The sequence below is a fragment of the Rathayibacter sp. Leaf296 genome (assembly GCF_001423045.1).
Taxonomy (GTDB): Bacteria; Actinomycetota; Actinomycetes; order Actinomycetales; family Microbacteriaceae; genus Rathayibacter; species Rathayibacter caricis.
Window position 1 is genome coordinate 25,687 of record NZ_LMNR01000003.1, and the last position, 14,720, is coordinate 40,406.

A 14,720-nucleotide genomic window follows, 5' to 3' on the forward strand; every position below is an offset into this window, starting at 1 on the left:
GGCCGGTAGGATCGACCCGCATCCCCCGCCCCCTCTCCAGGAGCCTCGAGCACATGGCACAGAGCCGCATCGCCGTCCCCGACACCACCGCGAACGCGGAGGCGACTCCCGAGAAGGAGCAGCCGTACGCGGCCCTCGGCCTCAAGCCCGACGAGTACGCGAGCATCCGCGAGATCCTCGGCCGGCGCCCTACGAGCGGCGAACTGGCGATGTACTCGGTGATGTGGAGCGAGCACTGCTCCTACAAGTCGTCGAAGATGTACCTCCGCCAGTTCGGGCAGAAGGTCTCCCCCGCCATGAAGAAGAACCTCATGGTCGGCATGGGCGAGAACGCCGGAGTGGTCGACGTCGGCGAAGGCTGGGCCGTCACGTTCAAGATCGAGAGCCACAACCACCCGAGCTACATCGAGCCGTTCCAGGGCGCGGCGACCGGAGTGGGCGGCATCGTCCGCGACATCATCTCGATGGGCGCTCGGCCCGTCGCGGTCATGGACGCGCTGCGCTTCGGAGCGATCGACGACCCCGACACGGCGCGCGTCGTGCACGGCGTGGTCGCCGGCATCTCCTTCTACGGCAACTGCCTCGGCCTGCCCAACATCGGCGGCGAGACCTACTTCGACTCCGTCTACCAGGGCAACCCGCTCGTGAACGCCCTCGCGGTCGGAGTGCTGCGCCACGAGGACCTGCACCTCGCGAACGCCCGCGGAGTCGGCAACAAGGTCGTGCTCTTCGGGGCGCGCACGGGCGGCGACGGCATCGGCGGCGCGTCGATCCTCGCCTCCGACACCTTCGCCGACGGCGGACCGACCAAGCGCCCGGCCGTCCAGGTCGGCGACCCGTTCGCCGAGAAGGTGCTCATCGAGTGCTGCCTCGAGCTGTTCCGCGGCGACCTCGTCGAGGGCATCCAGGACCTCGGCGCGGCCGGCATCTCGTGCGCGACCTCCGAGCTCGCCTCCAACGGCGACGGCGGCATGTTCATCGAGCTCGACTCGGTGCTGCTGCGCGACCCCTCGCTCACGGCCGAGGAGATCCTCATGTCGGAGTCGCAGGAGCGCATGATGGCGGTCGTCACGCCCGAGAAGCTCGACGCGTTCCTCGAGGTCGTCGGCAAGTGGGACGTCGAGACCAGCGTGCTCGGCGAGGTCACCGACTCCGGCCGCCTGATCATCAACTGGCACGGCGAGGAGATCGTCAACGTCGACCCGCGCACCGTCGCGGTCGACGGACCGGTCTACGAGCGCCCCCTCGAGTACCCGGCCTGGCTCGACGCGCTGCAGGCCGACTCGTCCTCGCGCCTGCCGCGGAAGACGTCCGGCGACGGCCTGCGCGCCGAGACCCTCGCCCTGCTGGGCTCGGCGAACCTCGCCGACAAGAGCTGGATCACCTCGCAGTACGACCGCTACGTGCTCGGCAACACGGCCCTCAGCTACCCCGACGACGGCGGCATGGTCCGCGTCGACGAGGAGTCGGGCCTCGGCTTCGCGGTCGCGACCGACGCCAACGGCCGCTGGTGCCAGCTCGACCCGGCGCAGGGCGCCCGCCTCGCGCTGGCCGAGGCGTACCGCAACGTCGCCGTCACCGGCGCCTCCCCCGTCGCCGTCTCGGACTGCCTGAACTTCGGCAGCCCCGAGAACCCCGAGGTCATGTGGCAGTTCCGCGAGGCGGTCACCGCCCTCGCCGACGCCTGCCTCGAGCTCGAGATCCCCGTCACGGGCGGCAACGTCTCGTTCTACAACCAGACCGGCGACGTGCCCATCTTCCCGACGCCGGTCGTCGGCGTGCTCGGCGTGATCGACGACGTCGCGCGCCGCATCCCCTCGGGCTGGCAGGACGAGGGCGACAACGTCTACCTCCTGGGTACGACCCGCGACGAGCTCGACGGCTCGGCCTGGGCCGGCACCGTGCACGACCACCTGGGCGGCCTGCCGCCCGAGCTCGACCTCGGCCAGGAGAAGGCCCTCGCCGAGCTGATCGCGGCGGGCGCGCGGGAGTCGCTGATCGCCTCCGCCCACGACCTCGCCGACGGCGGGCTCGTCGTCGCGGTCGCCGAGTCGGCCCTGCGCTTCGGCGTGGGCGTGCGGATCTGGCTCGACGAGCTGATGGAGCGCGACGGGGTCGACGCGACGGCCGCCCTCTTCTCGGAGTCGACCGGCCGCGTGCTGGTGTCGGTGCCGCGCGAGGACGACGTGAAGTTCCGCGGGCTCTGCGAGGGGCGCGGGTATCCCGTGCTGCGCATCGGCGTGACGGATGCGGCGACTCCGGCCGTCGAGGTGCAGGGGCTGTTCACGCTGCCGCTCGCGGAGCTGCGCACGGTGAACAGCGCGGTGCTGCCGAAGCACTTCGGCTGAGGGCTGCGCCGCTTCCGCAGAAGTTGCGGTGAGCGTGCGCGGTTCCGCCGACTTCCGGAGGATCGCCGCGCGGGCTCCTGCGTGCCCGCTTCCGCAGAAGTTGCGGTAACGGCTCGCGCTTCCCGCAACTTTTGGAGAGTGGGCGCGCGCTCGGGGCTGCCGGTCGGCGCGCTTCGCCAAAAGTTGCGGTGAACGCGCGCGCTTCCCGCAACTTCTGGAGAGTGGGCGCGCCTCCGAGGCCGTCGCGCCATCCACTGTCCAGAAGTCGTCGTACCGGGGCTCGAGTACGACGACTTCTGAGGAATCGAGGGACTCAGTGCGACGCGCGGGCTCCCGCCCGCTCGCTTCCGCAGAAGTTGCGGTGACCGCGCGCGCTTCCCGCAACTTTTGAAGGAGGGGCGCGCACGAGGGTTCCGTTATTACGGAATAGTTGCAAGAGTGGAGGCATGACCTCCCGCGACCTCGCCGCCGAGCTCGACGAGCTCCGCGCGCGCCTCGACCGGCTCGAAGCGGGCGGAGTCGTCGCCACGGCACCCGGCGCCCCGCACGACGACCCGCTCTGGGTCCTCACCGCCCTCCGCGACCGGCTCCCTCCTCCCGGCGGCGTCGTCTTCGCGGGCACCGTCGGCACTCCGGCCGGCCCGGTCGAGTGGCAGTACGGGCTCACCACCGACGCGTTCTTCGAGCGCGACTGGGGCGCCAGCCCCGGCCCCGCTGCGCTCGCGGCCCTCGGCAGTCCGGTGCGTCTGCGCTTCCTCCAGGCCGTCGCGGGCGGAGTCGAGACGGTCGCGCAGCTCGCCGAGAGCGAGGGCGCCGGCACGACGGGTCAGATCTACCACCACGTCAACCAGCTCGTCGCGGCCGGCTGGCTCGAGGCGCGCGGACGCGGACGCTACGGCGTCCCTCCGGAGCGCCTCGTCCCGCTGCTCGTGATCCTGCTCGCCTCCGGAGGTCCCCGATGACCCGCCGCAGCCGTCTCGCGATCGCCGCCACCGCCGCCGTCGCGGTCCTCGCCGCCGGCGTCCTCCTCCGCCCACCGACTCCGTCCCTCTCCCCCGAGACGACCGGCGACGCCGAGCTCGCGAGCTGGATCGGCGACAACCTCGGCGACGGCGTGCGCGATGAGATCGTCGCCGCGGTCGTCACTCCGGACGGCGTGCGCTTCGCCGGCTTCGGCGCGGACGAAACGACAGAGGTCGAGATCGGCTCCGTCACCAAGACCATCACCGCACTCCTGCTCGCGCAGAGCGCCGCGGCCGGCACCGTCGCGCTCGAGGACCGGGCCGCCGATCACGCCGACGTCGGCGACTTCGACGGCACGCTCGAGGAGCTCGCGACGCACACCTCCGGACTGCCGCGCCTGTCGAGCGGACTCGGCACGATCGGGCGGTCGCTGCTCGCGCAGCTGCGCGGAACCGATCCCTATGCGGGCTACGCCGCCGACGACGTCCTTCGCCACGCGGCCGACGCCTCGAGTGTCGACGAGCCGTTCCTCTACTCGAACCTGGGCGCCGCAGTGCTCGGCCAGACCCTCGCGAGGGCGGAGGGGAGCGACTACGCCGATCTCGTGCAGGACCGGATCTTCGCGCCGCTCGGCATGACCGGCAGCCGCGTCCCGACGACCGTCGACGCACTCGGACCGGACGCTCCGACCGGGTACGCCGCGAGCGGCCGCTCCGTCGACGCCTGGGCGATGGACGGCTACGCCCCCGCGGGAGGCGTGCGCTCGACCGCGGCCGACATGGCCCGGTACGCGCAGGCGCTGCTCACCGACGATCCGGCGCTCGGAGTCGCGGCCGACGAGGTGCTCGCACCGCGGTACGACGCCGGGGGGTCGGGTCGCGTCGGCCTCGCGTGGTTCACCTCCGAGGCGGTCGGCGGCCGCCTGACGACGTGGCACAACGGAGGCACGTCCGGCTACTCGACGATGCTCGCGATGGACCGCGAGCGCGGCATCGCCGTCTTCGTCAGCGGCAGCACCGCCACCTCGGTCGACGACGTCGGTCTGGATCTGCTCGCCCACGTCCTGGAGGAGGAGCCGTGATCCTCGCCACGCTCGTCGCACTCGTCATCACCGTCTCCGTCGTCGGACGCACCGCCCTGGCCGCGGTGCCGCTGCGCCGGTTCCGGAAGCTGCTCGCCCGGGACCGCCTCCGCCTGCTCTCGCACCTGGTCGACGCGGTGCTCGTGCTCGCGCTCGTCCGGGTCTTCGCCGACTGGACCGCGGTGACGCTCGCTCCGTGGTTCGTCTTCGTCGCGGTCACCGCGGCCGCCGCCGCCGGGGCCGCTCTGCGCTGGGAGTCGCTGCCCTGGCTCGCCGAGGGCGAGAAGGTCGGCCGGCGCGGAGTGGGGCTCGCCGCCTCCGTCGCCGTCACGGCGGCGCTCGTGGGCCTCGTCGCGGCCTGACGCGCGGTCAGTCCTCCTGCTCGGGCAGCGGGCTCGGGGCGTCGTTGTCGAGGACCCGGCCGTTCTGGTCGCCGACGCTCAGCACGGTCGACGGGCTCAGGTTGAGTGTGTCGCCCGCGTAGAGCGAGTCGATGCCGACCCCGTCGCGGCGCACCGAGTTGAGCGCGTCGAGGAACTCGGGGCTGACGCAGAACCGCTCGGCGATCTCGGCGCTGATGTCGCCTCCGGCCACGAGGTAGGAGGCGGGGCTCCCGTCGGTCGCGCTCGTGGCGGTGCCGGTCGCGCCGGTCTTCGGACCGCTGTCGCGGACGGACTCGAGGTCGACGTCGCCGATCGAGCCCGAGGGAGCGGCAGCGGCCGAGGCGCAGGAGCCCGTCGACGGCGTCGATCCGGAGGCGCCCGCCAGCGGAACCGGCGCGAGCACCTCGCTCGGCACGGGACGCGGAGCGGCGGCGGGCTCCGTCGTCGCGGCCGGTGTCTCGGCCGGAGCGCTCGGGCTCGGGGCCGGCGACGTGCACCCCGCCAGCAGGAGCGTCGAGGAGAGGGCGATCAGGATGCGCTGGGTCGTCGTCTGCCGTGCCACCCGGCGACTCTAACGCGGCCTCCGCCCGACGGCGCCGCCCCGCACCGCGTCGCATTGACCTCCGCCGCCGCTGAATGCCATGACGAGCCCCTGTTGGACACGGGGGCCCGGGCGGCGTGGGATGGGAGCATGCAGTACACGAATCTCGGCCGCACCGGCCTGTCCGTCTCCCGCGCCGTCCTCGGCACCATGAACTTCGGACCCGAGACCAGCGAGCCCGACTCGTTCGCGATCATGGACCGAGCGCAGGAGCTGGGCGTCAACTTCTTCGACACCGCCAACGTCTACGGCGGCGAGGGGAGCCGCGGCGGCACCGAGGAGATCGTCGGCCGCTGGTTCGCGCAGGGCGGCGAGCGCCGCGAGCGCACCGTGCTGGCGACCAAGGTCTACGGCGACATGGAGCAGTACGCGGCGCCCGGCGCCGAGCGCGGCCGCGACTCCTGGCCCAACGGCGGGCGCCTCTCGGCGCTCAGCATCCGCCGCGCCCTCGACGACAGCCTGCGCCGTCTGCAGACCGACCACATCGACCTCTACCAGTTCCACCACGTCGACCGCTCGACGCCGTGGGACGAGATCTGGCAGGCGATGGAGGTCGCCGTGCAGCAGGGCAAGGTCCTGTACGTCGGCTCGAGCAACTTCGCCGGCTGGCACATCGCCCAGGCGCAGGAGGCGGCCCGATCGCGGCACTTCACCGGCCTCGCCTCGGAGCAGTCGATCTACAACCTGCTCACCCGCGACATCGAGCGCGAGGTGCTGCCGGCCGCGCTGCACTACGGGCTCGGCGTGATCCCGTGGTCGCCGCTGCAGGGCGGGCTGCTGGGCGGAGTGATCGAGAAGACGGAGTCGGGCAGCCGACGCAACGCGGGCCGGTCCGCCGAGGCGATCGAGAAGAACCGCCCGGCGCTCGAGCAGTACGAGGCGTTCGCCCGCGAGCGCGGCGTCGCGCCGGGCGAGCTCGCGCTCGCGTGGCTCCTGCACCAGCCCGGCGTGACCGGGCCGATCACGGGCCCGCGCACCATGGAGCAGCTCGAGAGCGCGGTCGCGTCGGTCGACGTCTCGCTCGACTCCGACGACCTGGCGCGCCTCGACGAGATCTTCCCCGGGCACCGGACGGCGCCCGAGGACTACGCCTGGTGACGTCGCGACTCCCCCACTCCCTCCCCACGAACGAAGAGGACTCATGAAGCAGCGCGCACTCGGCGACATCACCGTCGGAGCGATCGGCCTCGGCGGCATGCCGATGTCGATCGAGGGCCGTCCGGACCGCGACCGGTCGATCGCCACGATCCACGCGGCGCTCGACGCCGGCGTCACCCTGATCGACACCGCCGACGCCTACCACCTGGGCGGAGAGGACGACCTCGGACACAACGAGCTGCTGATCGCCGAGGCGCTGCAGGGCTACGGCGGCGACACCTCCGGCGTCCTCGTCGCCACGAAGGGCGGGCACCTGCGCCCCGAGCACGGCGTGTGGACGCAGGACGGGCGTCCCGAGCACCTGAAGGAGGCGGCCCGCGCGTCCGCGCAGCGTCTCGGGGTCGAGGCGATCGGGCTGTACCAGTACCACCGGCCCGACCCGTCGGTGCCGTACGCCGACTCGATCGGAGCGCTCGTCGAGCTGCTCGACGAGGGCGTCATCGTGCGCGCGGGCATCTCGAACGCCGACCCGGCGCAGATCCGGGAGGCGCACGGGATCCTCGGCGAGCGCCTCGTCTCGGTGCAGAACCAGTTCTCGCCGTCGTTCCGTTCGAGCGAGCCGGAGCTCGAGCTCTGCGCCGAGCTGGGCATCGCGTTCCTGCCGTGGAGTCCGCTCGGCGGCATCTCGTCGGCGGCCGAGCTGGGCTCGCGCTACTCGGCGTTCGCGACCGTCGCCGAGGCGCACGGAGTCTCGCCGCAGGTCGTCTGCCTGGCGTGGGAGCTGGCGAAGGCGCCGATCGTGCTGCCGATCCCGGGCTCGTCGCGTCCCGAGAGCATCCGCGACTCGGCCACGGCGGCCGACCTGGAGCTGACCCCGGAGGAGCTCGCGTCGCTCGACTGAGTGGCGGGCGGGCTCTCGATACGCCCCTCCGGGGCTGCTCGACCAGCAGGGAGCACCTGCTGATCGAGTAGCCCGCGCAGCGGGCGTATCGAGATCCACCACCGCCGGACTCGCTGCGGGGCTACTCGACCGGCACCGCGGACGGCGACGGCAGCGCCGACACGAAGGCGCGCGCCGCCGCGGTCGGCCGTTCCGGAACCGCCACCATCGTGCGCCAGACCAGCAGCGGATCCTCGAGCGGCACCGCGGTCAGCGCCTCCGGCCGCTTCTCGGCGAAGTGCGCCGGCACCACCGCGACGCCCATGCCGTAGCCGACCAGGTCGAGCAGCGTGTGCACGTCGTTCACCTCGAGCTCGACCTCGAACGCCAGACCGTGCTCGGCGAACGCCTGCGCGGCCAGGTGGCTCGCGCCCCAGTGCCCCTGCAGCCCCACGATCGTCTCGCCGACGAGATCGGGCACGCGGCACACCGCGCGGTCGGCGAGCGGATGATCGGGGTGCGTCAGGACCGCGAAGCCCTCGCTCGCGAGCGGCAGAGTCCGCACGCCCGCGGGCGTCGCTCCGATGTCGGCGACGAGCGCCAGATCGAGCCGGCCGGCGGCCACCGCGTCGAGCAGAGCACCGGACCCGTCGTGCGTCAGCCGCAACGCGACTCCCGGATGCTCGCCGCGGAACGTCGCGAGCTCGCGCGGCAGGTGCACGCCGCCCAGGCACTCCTCCGTGCCGACCGCGAGGCTCCCGCGCAGCACTCCCTGCACCGCCCGCACCGCGTCGCGCGCCGCGAGGGCGCTCGCCACCGACCGCTCCGATTCCTCGAGCATCGCCCGGCCGGCGGACGTCAGCTCCACGCGCCGGGTGCTGCGGGTGAACAGCGGACTGCCCAGCTCACTCTCGAGCGCGCGGATGGAGGCCGAGAGCCCGGACTGCGAGATCTGCAGCGCGCTCGCGGCGCGGGTGAAGTGCTGCTCCTTCGCCACGGCGAGGAAGTGTTCGAGCTGACGCAGTTCCATGGGTCCATCTTCGCCGCGCGCGGGGGCCGGCGGGGACCGCGGGCTCAGACCGGCGTCGAGACCGCGATCACGACTCCTGTGAGGGACGAGCGGATCCGCTCGAGACTCTGGCCGTCGGAGTCGCCGTCGAGGAGGGACTGCTTCACCGCGCCCTCGTAGCTCGCCAGCACGAGGCGGACCGCGGCGGTGGGCTCGAGCGCGAAGTCCCGGCCGACCTCCCGCAGAGCCGAGCCGATGATGTCGACGAGAGAGGCGTCGAAGCGCGCCCGGAACCCGCTGTAGCGCGTCGCGATGGCGGGGTCGCGCAGTGCCAGCAGCTCGAACTCGGCCTGCACCAGGCACCAGCGGCGGTCGTCGTCGAAGGGGCCGTGCAGGAAGTCGAGCACCACCGCGCCGAGCGCCTCGGCGGTCAGCGGCTCCGCGGTGCCGGCGAGCTTGGGCAGGGTGCGGCCCATCTGCTCGACGAGCCCGGCGAGGCGGGCGCCGTTCTCGCGCTCCATCAGGGCGAAGAACAGCTCCTCCTTGCTGGTGAAGTTCGAGTAGAAGGCGCCGCGGGTGAAGCCGGCCCGCTCCGACACCTGCTCGACCGAGGCCGAGTGCACGCCGGTCTCGGCGAAGACGTCGTAGGCCGCGTCGAGCAGCCGCTCGCGGGTGCGGCTGCGTCGGGAGGACTGCTCGGGAGCGTCGACCACGGTCATTCCTGGATCCTCTCCGAGAGCTGTCACGGGGCGTTGAGCGGGATCACTGTATCGGATACGTTCCTGCATCGGATACATTCGTGTATCGGGTACACCGTCGTATCGTCCTCCTCCCCTCGATCATCAGGAGACCGCGTGTCGTCGCTGCTCTACCGACTCGGGCGATGGGTCTACCAGGCCCACCGTCTCGTCGCCGTCCTCTGGCTCGCCGTCGTCGTGCTCGCGGGAGGCGGCGCCGTGCTGCTGAACCAGGGCACCGACAACAGCTTCTCGATCCCGGGCACCGAGTCGCAGACCGCGCTCGACCAGCTCGAGCGCACGTTCCCGCAGGTCAGCGGCACCTCCGCTCGCTACGTCGTGGTCGCTCCCGACGGCGGCAGCGTCGAGGACGCGGACATCACGGGGCCCGTCGGCGACGCGGTCGCCGCGCTCACCGACATCGAAGGCGTGGCCGCGGTCACCGACCCGTACTCCGACACCGTCGAGGGCACGATCTCGGACGAGGGGAACGCCCTCGTCATCACCGCGCAGATGGAGGGCTCGGCGACCACCACCTCCGAGGAGTCCCGCGACGCCCTCCAGGCCGAGGCGACGACCCTCGAGGAGGCGCTGCCCGCCGGCACCGTCGTCTCGCTCGGCGGCGACCTCTTCTCGCAGAACCTGCCCGGAGTGACGATCACCGAGGCGATCGGCCTCATCGTCGCCCTCGTCGTCCTGGTCCTGACCTTCGGCTCGTTCCTCGCCGCCGGCATGCCGCTCGTCACCGCTCTGCTCGGCGTCGCGCTCTCGATGTCGGCCATCTTCATCGCGACCCGCTTCGCGTCGATCTCGTCGACGACTCCGCTGCTCGCCCTGATGCTCGGGCTCGCGGTCGGCATCGACTACGCCCTCTTCATCATCAGCCGCCACCAGGACCAGCTCAAGCAGGGCATGCACCCGGAGGAGTCGACCGCGCGCTCGGTCGCGACCGCCGGCTCCGCGGTGGTCTTCGCCGGCCTCACGGTGATCATCGCGCTGGTCGGCCTGTCGGTCGCGAACATCCCGTTCCTGACGACCATGGGCATCGCCGCGGCGGGCGGAGTCGCGATCGCGGTGGTCATCGCGCTCACCCTCACTCCGGCGCTGCTCGGATTCGCCGGCGAGCGCCTGCGCCCGAAGGAGCGCCGCGCGAAGAAGAAGGCGGCGGCCGCGAAGCAGGTCGCCGGAGCCCACGCCGACCCCGAGGTCGAGCCCGACGCCGCCCCCGCCTCGCCGGGCACCCACGTGCACGCCGAGGTGCCGCGCGGCTTCTTCCGCGGCTGGGTCCGCGCCGTCACCCGGTTCCCGGTCGTCACGATCATCGCCGTGATCGGCGTGCTCGGAGTCGCGAGCATCCCGGCGCTGAGCCTGCGCCTCGCGCTGCCCGACGCCGGCTACCAGGCCGAGGGCACGCCAGCCCGCGACACCTACGACCTGCTCGCCGAGAACTTCGGCGACGGCTACAACGGCCCCCTCATCGTCACCGGCACCATCATCGGCTCGACCGACCCGCTGGGCCTGATGGCCGACCTCAAGACCGAGATCGAGGGCCTCGACGGCGTCGCCTCCGTGCCGCTGGCCACGCCCAACGAGACCGCCGACACCGGCATCATCCAGGTGATCCCCGAGGGCGGCCCCGACTCGGAGGAGACCAAGGCGCTGGTCGCCGAGATCCGCGACAAGCACGACTACTTCCAGGAGGAGTACGGCGTCGACCTCGCGGTGACCGGGCAGACCGCGGTCGGCATCGACATCTCGGACACGCTCGCGAACGCCCTGCTGCCCTTCGGCATCCTGGTCGTCGGCCTCTCCCTGGTCCTGCTGACCATGGTGTTCCGCTCGCTGTGGGTGCCGCTGAAGGCGACGCTGGGCTACCTGCTGTCGGTCGGCGCGTCGTTCGGCGCGGTCGCCGCGGTCTTCGAGTGGGGCTGGTTCGCCGACGCCCTGCACGTCGACAAGACGGGCCCGATCATCAGCTTCATGCCGATCATCCTGATGGGCGTGCTGTTCGGGCTCGCGATGGACTACGAGGTCTTCCTGGTCTCGCGGATGCGCGAGGACTACGTCCACGGACGCTCGGCGCGCGCGGCGGTGGAGTCGGGCTTCGTCGGCTCGGCGAAGGTCGTCACGGCGGCCGCGGTCATCATGTTCTCGGTCTTCGCCGCCTTCGTGCCCGAGGGCGACACGAACATCAAGCCGATCGCGCTGGGTCTGGCCGTGGGCGTGTTCGTCGACGCCTTCATCGTCCGGATGACGCTGGTCCCGGCGGTCCTGCACCTGCTCGGCGACCGCGCGTGGCACATGCCGCGCTGGCTGGACCGCATCCTCCCCTCCTTCGACGTGGAGGGCGAGGGCCTGACGAAGGAGCTCGCGCTCGCCGACTGGCCGGAGCCCGGAGCGACCGACGCGATCGCCGCCGACGGCCTCTCGCTCGACGGACCCGACGGTCCGCTCTACACCGACGTCTCCGTGCGCGTGCCGACCGGAGCCGCGCTCGTCGTGCACGGACCGCACCGCTCGGGACGCACCGCCCTGCTGCTGACGCTGGCGGGCCGGCTCGCCCCCGACTCCGGTCGCCTCAAGGTCGACGGACTCGTCGTGCCGATCCGCGCCTCCGCGGTGCGCAGCCGGGTCGGGCTCGTGCGCCTGGCCGGAGCCGTCGATCCGATCGAGGAGGTGCGCGCGGCGCTCTCGACGCACCCGGCGCTCCTCGTGCTCGACGACGTCGACACGGTCACCGACCCGCGACTGCGCGACGACCTGCGAGCCGAGCTCGACGGCGCCCGGGCGCACGCGCTCGAGCACGAGCGCCCGTTCACCGTCGTCGCCTCCGCCGTCGAGCCCGACGCGCTCGACGACCTCCTCCCCTCCGACCGCGACGTGCGCGCGGTCCCGACTGCGGCATCCGACCGCGCGATCGCAAAGGTCCTCTGACAGATGGCTCTCTTCTCCCTCGAGCGCCCCCGCGGCGCCAAGAAGGTGTCCTGGTTCACCCTCCTCGGGATCGTCCTGGTCCCCCTCGCCATCGGCGGGCTGCTCGTCTGGGCGCTGTGGGACCCGACCCAGCGCCTCGACCAGGTGACGGCCGCGGTCGTGAACGAGGACACCCCGGTCGATCTCGACGGGCAGACGGTGCCGCTCGGGCGCCAGCTCGCGGCCGGCCTGGTCACGGGCGGCACCGAGGAGACACCGACCGCGTCCCCCACTCCCGTGCCGAACGTCTCCGGCTCGGACTCGACCTCGAACTTCACCTGGGTCCTCACCGACAAGGACGACGCGGCGGAGGGACTCGCCGACGGCTCCTACGCCACCGTCGTCACCATCCCCTCCAACTTCTCGGCGGCGGCGACCTCCTACGCGGGCGACGCGGCGGCGGCGACCAAGGCCACCATCGACATCGCCACGAGCGACAAGGCGAAGCTCGTCGACGACGCGATCTCGGCGACGGTCACGAGCACCGCGACGTCCCTCCTGAACACGCAGCTCACCACCGCGTACCTCGAGAACGTCTACGTCGGCTTCAACACGCTGAACGAGCAGATCGGGCAGGCTGCCGAGGGCGCGGGCACGCTCGCCGACGGAGCCACCGAGCTCGGCACGGGCGCCTCCTCGCTCGCCGACGGCACCAGCTCCCTCGCCGACGGCATCGACGAGCTGTCGACCGGCGCGTCCGCGCTGTCCGACGGAGTCGCGCAGCTGGGCACCGGCGCGACCGATCTGTCGGGCGGAGTGGCGCAGCTGGGCACCGGCGCGTCCGCGCTGTCGGGCGGAGTGACGCAGCTCGCCACCGGCGCGCGCGACTCGGCGACGGGCGCCGCACAGCTGGGCACCGGAGCGACCGCGGTCGCCGACGGGCTCGACCAGCTGAGCGCGAGCACTGTCACGATCGGCGAGAGCACCCAGCAGATCGCGCAGCTCTCGGGCGGCGCCGCGCAGTCGACCGCGGGGACCTTCGCGGCACTCCAGCAGGCCCTCGAGGGCTGCGCCGACCCGCAGTGCCTGGCCGCGAGCGGCATCGTCGCGAACGCCCTCACCGCCGCCGACGGCCCGGTCGCGCTGACCACGACTGCGGCGGGAGCGACGCAGGCACTCGACACGGGCGTCCGCGTCGGCACCCCCGAGGCGCCCTCGCTCGTCGCGGGCTCGCAGCAGGCCGCGGGCGGCGCCCGCCAGGTCGCGACCGGAGTCGCGTCGCTCTCGACCGGCCTCGGACAGCTCGCCGACGGCGCCGACCAGACCGCCGCCGGAGCGGCCCAGCTCTCGACCGGAGCCACGGCCGCCGCGACCGGAGCCGCCCAGCTGGCGACCGGCGCGACCTCGGCCGCCGACGGCGCCGCCGAGCTCGCCACCGGCGCCTCCTCGGCCGCCGACGGAGCCGACCAGCTCGCCGAGGGCGCCGTCGGAGTCTCGGACGGAGCCCTGCAGCTCGCCGACGGCACGCGGACCCTGGCCACCGGCCTGGACTCGGCCGTCGCGCAGCTGCCGACCTACACCGAGGCGGAGTCGCAGAACCTGGCCGACGTGGTCGCGGACCCCGTCGAGAACGCGAGCAGCTCCACGTCGCTGTTCGGGGCCTCGTCGGTGCCGTTCTTCACCACGATCGCCCTCTGGCTCGGCGCCCTGGCCTCGTTCCTGGTGCTCGCCGCGTTCTCGCACCGCGCGCTGACCTCGACCCGGTCCTCCGCGGCGCTCGCCCTCTCCTCCTACGCCCCGGCGCTCGGGATCGGGCTCGTGCAGGGCCTCGCCGTCGCGATCGTGATGCAGTTCGTCGCCGATCTCGACGCCGGCTCGTTCGTCGGCTTCGCCCTGCTGTCGATGCTGGTCGGTGCGTCGTTCGCCTCCGTCAACCAGGGCCTCGTGGCGCTGCTGGGCGGAGTGGGGCGCTTCCTCGCGATGCTCGCCGCGGTCATCGGGCTGGGCGCGGGCATCATCTCGACGGTGCCCGGCGTGTTCGAGGACGCCCTCGGGTTCCTGCCGCTGTCGGCCGCGCAGAACGCGCTGTCGGGCGTGGTGGAGAGCACCGGAGGCGTCGGCGGCGCGGTCGTCGGCCTCGTGCTCTGGCTGCTGTTCGGCCTGCTGCTGACGGTCGCCGCGATCGCCCGCCGCCGCGTCACCTCGGTGCGCGCCCTGGGCCGCCCCGCGGAGGCGTAGGCCCCCCGGTGCTGGTCGAGTAGCCCCGCAGGGGCGTATCGAGACCCACCCACTCCAGCAGACCTGGATATCGAGACGGCCGCTCCGCGACCTACTCGATCAGCGAGCCCGACGGGACTCAGGCCTCCGCGCCGTTCGCGATCTGCTCGTGGTGGTGGATGACCTCGGCGACGATGAAGCCCAGGAACTTCTCGGCGAACGCCGGATCCAGGTGAGACTCCTCCGCCAGCGACCGCAGTCGCGCGATCTGGCGCGCCTCGCGATCGAGGTCGGCGGCCGGAAGCCCGTGCGCCGCCTTCAGCCGCCCGACCTTCTGGGTGAACTTGAAGCGCTCCGCGAGCAGGTGGATCAGGGCGGCGTCGATGTTGTCGATGCTCTGCCGGATCTGCTCGAGCTCGGCCCGGGCCTCCGACTCCTCGCGCGACGTGTCCTCGGTCATGCCCACGACCATAACGGACCCCCGTCGACG

General features: G+C 72.6%; 12 protein-coding genes. 8 read left to right on the forward strand and 4 right to left on the reverse strand.

Going from position 1 to position 14,720, the window contains the following annotated elements:
- Positions 1 to 53: 53 nt before the first annotated feature.
- The 4 genes from purL to ASF46_RS16615 all read left to right on the forward strand — a co-directional run bounded on the left by purL (position 54) and on the right by ASF46_RS16615 (position 4,754).
- Entirely contained in the window at positions 54 to 2,348 is a 2,295-nt protein-coding gene (purL, locus tag ASF46_RS16600; RefSeq protein ID WP_056868676.1) for a phosphoribosylformylglycinamidine synthase subunit PurL, read from the forward strand.
- Positions 2,349 to 2,794: 446 nt separating this feature from the next.
- Positions 2,795 to 3,310, forward strand: coding sequence for a winged helix-turn-helix domain-containing protein (locus tag ASF46_RS16605; RefSeq protein ID WP_056868677.1), 516 nt, complete (start codon positions 2,795 to 2,797; stop codon positions 3,308 to 3,310).
- The gene (locus ASF46_RS16610; RefSeq protein ID WP_056868678.1) at positions 3,307 to 4,392 is read left to right on the forward strand and encodes a serine hydrolase domain-containing protein; all 1,086 of its coding nucleotides are present in this window, start codon (positions 3,307 to 3,309) and stop codon (positions 4,390 to 4,392) included. Before ASF46_RS16605 ends, ASF46_RS16610 begins: the two co-directional genes overlap by 4 nt.
- A complete protein-coding gene (locus ASF46_RS16615; protein ID WP_056868679.1) occupies positions 4,389 to 4,754 on the forward strand; it encodes a hypothetical protein in 366 nt (121 codons plus the stop codon). The genes ASF46_RS16610 and ASF46_RS16615 overlap by 4 nt, the downstream gene beginning before the upstream one ends.
- A 7-nt stretch (positions 4,755 to 4,761) precedes the next feature.
- Here the strand turns inward: ASF46_RS16615 and ASF46_RS16620 are convergent, their stop codons facing one another.
- The gene (locus ASF46_RS16620; protein ID WP_056868680.1) at positions 4,762 to 5,337 is read right to left on the reverse strand and encodes a hypothetical protein; all 576 of its coding nucleotides are present in this window, start codon (positions 5,335 to 5,337) and stop codon (positions 4,762 to 4,764) included.
- 129 nt (positions 5,338 to 5,466) lie between these two features.
- On the opposite strand from ASF46_RS16620, the gene ASF46_RS16625 reads away from it, so the two are divergent.
- Together ASF46_RS16625 and ASF46_RS16630 are read left to right on the forward strand one after the other, a co-directional pair.
- Positions 5,467 to 6,474 (forward strand): aldo/keto reductase, encoded by a 1,008-nt coding sequence (locus ASF46_RS16625; protein ID WP_056868681.1) that lies wholly within the window; start codon positions 5,467 to 5,469, stop codon positions 6,472 to 6,474.
- Positions 6,475 to 6,517: 43 nt separating this feature from the next.
- Positions 6,518 to 7,375 (forward strand): aldo/keto reductase, encoded by an 858-nt coding sequence (locus ASF46_RS16630; protein WP_056868682.1) that lies wholly within the window; start codon positions 6,518 to 6,520, stop codon positions 7,373 to 7,375.
- A 121-nt stretch (positions 7,376 to 7,496) separates the two neighbouring features.
- On the opposite strand, the gene ASF46_RS16635 is transcribed toward ASF46_RS16630, so the two are convergent.
- Entirely contained in the window at positions 7,497 to 8,384 is an 888-nt protein-coding gene (locus tag ASF46_RS16635; protein ID WP_056868683.1) for a LysR family transcriptional regulator, read from the reverse strand.
- A 44-nt stretch (positions 8,385 to 8,428) separates the two neighbouring features.
- Entirely contained in the window at positions 8,429 to 9,082 is a 654-nt protein-coding gene (locus ASF46_RS16640; RefSeq protein WP_056868684.1) for a TetR/AcrR family transcriptional regulator, read from the reverse strand.
- A gap of 135 nt (positions 9,083 to 9,217) precedes the next feature.
- Here ASF46_RS16640 and ASF46_RS16645 point away from each other — a divergent pair, with 135 nt between their 5' ends.
- Together ASF46_RS16645 and ASF46_RS16650 are read left to right on the forward strand one after the other, a co-directional pair.
- The gene (locus ASF46_RS16645; RefSeq protein WP_082485628.1) at positions 9,218 to 12,034 is read left to right on the forward strand and encodes an MMPL family transporter; all 2,817 of its coding nucleotides are present in this window, start codon (positions 9,218 to 9,220) and stop codon (positions 12,032 to 12,034) included.
- Between the two features lie 3 nt (positions 12,035 to 12,037).
- Positions 12,038 to 14,251, forward strand: a complete 2,214-nt coding sequence (locus ASF46_RS16650; RefSeq protein ID WP_056868685.1) for a YhgE/Pip domain-containing protein — start codon at positions 12,038 to 12,040, stop codon at positions 14,249 to 14,251.
- 118 nt (positions 14,252 to 14,369) lie between these two features.
- Here ASF46_RS16650 and ASF46_RS16655 read toward each other — a convergent pair whose 3' ends face one another.
- Positions 14,370 to 14,690: a chorismate mutase gene (locus tag ASF46_RS16655; protein WP_056869001.1), complete on the reverse strand. Its 321-nt coding sequence runs from the start codon at positions 14,688 to 14,690 to the stop codon at positions 14,370 to 14,372.
- Between the last annotated feature and the right edge of the window lie 30 nt (positions 14,691 to 14,720).

Excerpts from the sequence above, each read along its gene's own strand:
- purL (WP_056868676.1), top strand. The coding sequence starts at position 54 with ATGGCACAGAGCCGCATCGCCGTCCCCGACACCACCGCGAACGCGGAG.
- ASF46_RS16605 (WP_056868677.1), top strand. The coding sequence starts at position 2,795 with ATGACCTCCCGCGACCTCGCCGCCGAGCTCGACGAGCTCCGCGCGCGC.
- ASF46_RS16610 (WP_056868678.1), top strand. The coding sequence starts at position 3,307 with ATGACCCGCCGCAGCCGTCTCGCGATCGCCGCCACCGCCGCCGTCGCG.
- ASF46_RS16625 (WP_056868681.1), top strand. The coding sequence starts at position 5,467 with ATGCAGTACACGAATCTCGGCCGCACCGGCCTGTCCGTCTCCCGCGCC.
- ASF46_RS16630 (WP_056868682.1), top strand. The coding sequence starts at position 6,518 with ATGAAGCAGCGCGCACTCGGCGACATCACCGTCGGAGCGATCGGCCTC.
- ASF46_RS16635 (WP_056868683.1), bottom strand. The coding sequence starts at position 8,384 with ATGGAACTGCGTCAGCTCGAACACTTCCTCGCCGTGGCGAAGGAGCAG.
- ASF46_RS16640 (WP_056868684.1), bottom strand. The coding sequence starts at position 9,082 with ATGACCGTGGTCGACGCTCCCGAGCAGTCCTCCCGACGCAGCCGCACC.
- ASF46_RS16650 (WP_056868685.1), top strand. The coding sequence starts at position 12,038 with ATGGCTCTCTTCTCCCTCGAGCGCCCCCGCGGCGCCAAGAAGGTGTCC.
- ASF46_RS16655 (WP_056869001.1), bottom strand. The coding sequence starts at position 14,690 with ATGACCGAGGACACGTCGCGCGAGGAGTCGGAGGCCCGGGCCGAGCTC.